Origin of the sequence: Staphylococcus simiae (assembly GCF_017357005.1) — a bacterium.
GTDB lineage: Bacteria > Bacillota > Bacilli > Staphylococcales > Staphylococcaceae > Staphylococcus > Staphylococcus simiae_A.
In genome coordinates this window covers 1,260,362-1,264,330 of record NZ_CP071589.1, presented here as the reverse complement: position 1 = coordinate 1,264,330, position 3,969 = coordinate 1,260,362, and the positions used below count along the sequence as shown (strand labels likewise).

Here is a 3,969-nt window from a genome sequence, read left to right as displayed (position 1 = left end):
CTTTTCAAATTAAATAGAGACGGTAGGAATAACTTGAATTCCTACCGTCTTTTTTTATTGTGCGCCCGGCATGGGTAATTACTAGACGGTGAAAGTCCGTTACAGGCTTGGTAGTAGGAACTGTTAGCGAAAGACAAGGGTGTCCATTGTGAAATGGAATCTGAAGGAAGTCGGACGCAAACACTCGCACTGACGAACAGAAATATCATACAAGGCTATGTGGAATGGATGAATCTGCAATACAAGATAAAGTCCGATACTACCCGAGTTCTATATAGTAAATGATGCAGTGGAATGAGTGGAAAGTGGTTACTCTTACCCGGGGAGGTCTCATCAGCGATAAAAAAATCGTAGTAATAACGAATGATGAGAAGTCAGCAGAGGTCATAGTAGGTAGAAATACTGAAGGACTGAACAATATTCATACAAAGTAAAGAATGGAGGTTAGAGATTTACAACGTACAGAATACAATTAATGATTGGCAACTCATAGAAAGGTAAGTAGTGGAACGAAAAAGGATATATGAGTGCGTACAGTAAATCTTAGGTGAAATGAAAGAAATGTATCGTGAGTCTCCATCTATGATGGAGCTTGTTGTAAGAGAGAATAATATACAAAAAGCAATTAAGAAAGTGAAGAAAAACAACGGTGCACCTGGCATCGATGGCATGCGAGTAAGTGAATTAACATCACATTTCGCAAAATACTTTCCACAAATTAAACAAAAACTGCTTGATGGCACGTATAAGCCACAAGCAGTAAGAAAGGTTGAAATACCTAAATCAAATGGGAAAAAGCGCGTGCTTGGAATCCCTGTCGCAAGAGACAGAGTTATCCAACAAGCCATTAAACAAGTCATTGAACCTAGTATCGACCGTACTTTCTCAAAACACAGTCATGGCTTTAGACCGAATCGTAGTACAGGAACTGCACTTAAAGAATGTGCAACATACTATGAAGAAGGTTACTTAGTTGCAGTTGATTGTGATTTAAAACAGTGCTTTGATATGTTGAACCATGATAAATTAATGTATCTATTTGAACGACATGTTCAAGATAAAGCCATTTCTAAATTTATTCGTAGAAGCCTACAGGTTGGTGCAATCGACCTCAATGGTAATTATCGAAGTAGAGAAATAGGTGCACCGCAAGGTGGTGTTATTTCCCCGTTACTTTGTAATATTTATCTTCACGAATTAGATAATGAATTGGAGAAACGTGGTCATCGCTTTGTTCGTTATGCAGATGACTTCGTCATCTTTGTACGTACAAAACGAGCGGGTCAACGTGTCATGGAAAGTGTGACAAAGTTTATCGAAAAAGACCTTAAACTTATTGTAAATAGTGAAAAGAGCAAGGTAGGTTCTATCACACGTTTAAAGTTCTTGAGTTGTCTAATGACCAAAGTAAATGGCACTTATCGTTTCAGACCGACTATGGAAGCAAGAAGAAATTTAAAACGCACCTTAAGACGTCTAACGAAACGAAATAGACCAGGTACCTTTAAAGAGATTATATCAGAAATTAATCAAGTAACACGAGGGTGGATAAATTACTTTGGTAAAGGATTTATTACAGGTTTTGTAACGAAGTTACAATCATGGTTAAACCGACGCATTAGACAACTAATCCTCAAAAGATGGAAAAGAATAAAAACCAAATATAAGATGTTACGTAAGTATGGACTTGACCATAAGAGTGCAATGAAAATTGCCAATTCAAGAAAGAAATACTGGCGCTTATCATCAACGCATGAAGTTCATCGTGCACTTACAACAAAACGTCTCTACAAGTGGGGGTTAGAACCATTAACCCAACTCGCAGAGACGGCTTACGCAAGATATTGAACCGCCGAGTACGGAACCGTACGCTCGGTGGTGTGAGAGGACGGATAATCAAATAATGGTTATCCTCCTACTCGATTAAACTTATACCTATTTATTAAAAGCTATTTCGCTTTTAATAGCTGCTATTTTCAATATCATCACCATCATATCAATGAATATCATTTTTTAGTCATTTTATATAAAGCTTGTTTAGCATGGTGGTTTGCTTCTTTATTTTGATCACGTGGAATCCACTTGACAAACATCAAATCAAAACTTTGTTCTAATATAGACATTTGATCGAAATAAGGTTTGAATTTCGAATTTTTCGTAAAGCCTTTGTCAACACTATCAGCAATAACCTTCGAATCTGTATATAATAAGGCAGTCGTCACGTTTAATGATCTAGCATGTTCTAAAGCACGAATAAACGTTGCCCATTCAGCACTGTGATTATCCATAACGCCTAAATCATGAGTATAAACATACTTTTCTCCATTTTCATTGATGATAATGCCACATGCACTATGTCCAGGATTACCACTTGTTGCAGCATCAAAATAAATTTGCGCCATTGATTGTCATCCTCTTTATTAAATATTTGTAGTTATTGTATCAAACTGATGCCATCGTTGTTAATGAAATCATTTTAAAAGAAAATAACACCAACCAAGAACTTCTAATTCCTAGTTGGTGTTGTCATCTAAATGATTAATAACCTTCGTCTAATTTTTGTATTTTACCTTTACGATAAAATGATTTAGCAATATAGCCGAATGGCACGTTGAAGATTGTGGATACTAATTTAAGTATATATGTCGTAATAAAGATTTCGAAGACAGCTGCGTTTGGCAAACTACCTAAGAATGCTATCGTTACAAACAATGCAGTATCAATAATTGAACTTATAATCGTACTACCATATGCTCTAATAATAAATGTCTTATCTGAACTAAAGATCTTTTTAATAACACTAAAAATAAAGACATCTATATGTTGACCAATAATATAAGCGATAATTGAACCTAAGGCAATTCTTGGAACAATATTGAAAATTGTCTCCAGTCCTTGTTGAGCAACATCATCAGCTGATGGTATAAATTGTAAAGATACCTGCATGACGATAATCATTACTAATGTTGATGAGAATCCTAGCCATACAGCACGCTTAGCTACTTTTCTACCATAAATATCATTTAAAATATCTGTAGCTAAATAAATAGATGCAAACATGACGTTACCTAATGTTGCAGAAATACCAAATATTTCGACTGTTTTTATAACTTGAATATTAGCAATGATCGTACCTATGGCTACCCAAGCAATTAAACCTTGTTTACCAAATGCACGATACATTAAGACCATTAAAATAAAGGTGATAATAAAGGAACATAGTCCTAATAATTCATTATACATTGTTTAATTTCCTCCTAAATTTTGATAATGCGGGTGTTTAGAAACCGCTCAATAAACAACTTAATTATTCTACAGAAAATCATAGACATTAGCAATAGACAAATCATAAAATTAAAACATAAAATATCTACAATCGTATTATTCAAATCAATAAGCTAAAGATGTTATAATATCGTTATGCTAATTTAAATTAAGAAACACTCGTTAACAAGATTGCAATAACTTGTTATGTGTATATAAAGGAAGTGTTAGTCATTTTAACTTATTCTGAGCAAAATGCACTCGCAAAAATAGATGACTTAATGAATACTTATTGCAATCAATGCCCAATTAAAACGACTTTACGTAAAAATGAAGGCAAGACAAAAGCGCATCATTTTTGTATCAATGAGTGTTCAATAGGAAAACAAATTAAACAATTAGGAAATGAACTTCAATAGGAGGAAGTCAAATGCAAATATTATCAATTTCAGAAACACCCAATCATAATACTATGAAGATTACTTTAAACGAGTCGAGAGAAGGTATGACTTCTACTACTTATACTAAAGTGAGTGACGAACAACCACAATTTATCAATGATATTTTGAATATTGACGGAGTTAAATCAATTTTTCATGTTATGGATTTCATTTCTGTTGATAAAGAAAATGATGCAGATTGGGAGTCTCTTTTACCTAAAATTGAAGCTGTATTCAATTAAGGTCTAGTGTATTTAACGGGGGA

5 protein-coding genes are annotated in these 3,969 nt (G+C 34.1%); 3 read left to right on the top strand and 2 right to left on the bottom strand.

Features of this window, described 5'->3' with window-relative positions; translation table 11 throughout:
• Positions 1-561 precede the first annotated feature (561 nt).
• Positions 562-1,848, top strand: a complete 1,287-nt coding sequence (gene ltrA, locus J3R86_RS05725) for a group II intron reverse transcriptase/maturase (RefSeq protein WP_207518488.1) — start codon at positions 562-564, stop codon at positions 1,846-1,848.
• Between the two features lie 158 nt (positions 1,849-2,006).
• Here the strand turns inward: ltrA and J3R86_RS05720 are convergent, their stop codons facing one another.
• A complete protein-coding gene (locus J3R86_RS05720; RefSeq protein WP_207518459.1) occupies positions 2,007-2,402 on the bottom strand; it encodes a ribonuclease HI family protein in 396 nt (131 codons plus the stop codon).
• A 136-nt stretch (positions 2,403-2,538) separates the two neighbouring features.
• Positions 2,539-3,243, bottom strand: a complete 705-nt coding sequence (locus J3R86_RS05715) for a queuosine precursor transporter (protein WP_207518458.1) — start codon at positions 3,241-3,243, stop codon at positions 2,539-2,541.
• A gap of 245 nt (positions 3,244-3,488) precedes the next feature.
• On the opposite strand from J3R86_RS05715, the gene J3R86_RS05710 reads away from it, so the two are divergent.
• Both J3R86_RS05710 and J3R86_RS05705 read left to right on the top strand, forming a co-directional pair.
• Entirely contained in the window at positions 3,489-3,683 is a 195-nt protein-coding gene (locus tag J3R86_RS05710; protein ID WP_207518521.1) for a zinc-finger domain-containing protein, read from the top strand.
• Positions 3,684-3,694: 11 nt separating this feature from the next.
• Positions 3,695-3,946, top strand: a complete 252-nt coding sequence (locus J3R86_RS05705; protein WP_207518457.1) for a NifU N-terminal domain-containing protein — start codon at positions 3,695-3,697, stop codon at positions 3,944-3,946.
• The last annotated feature ends 23 nt before the right edge of the window (positions 3,947-3,969 follow it).

Coding starts and splice junctions, on each gene's coding strand:
- ltrA (WP_207518488.1), top strand. CDS start 562: ATGTATCGTGAGTCTCCATCTATGATGGAGCTTGTTGTAAGAGAGAAT.
- J3R86_RS05720 (WP_207518459.1), bottom strand. CDS start 2,402: ATGGCGCAAATTTATTTTGATGCTGCAACAAGTGGTAATCCTGGACAT.
- J3R86_RS05715 (WP_207518458.1), bottom strand. CDS start 3,243: ATGTATAATGAATTATTAGGACTATGTTCCTTTATTATCACCTTTATT.
- J3R86_RS05705 (WP_207518457.1), top strand. CDS start 3,695: ATGCAAATATTATCAATTTCAGAAACACCCAATCATAATACTATGAAG.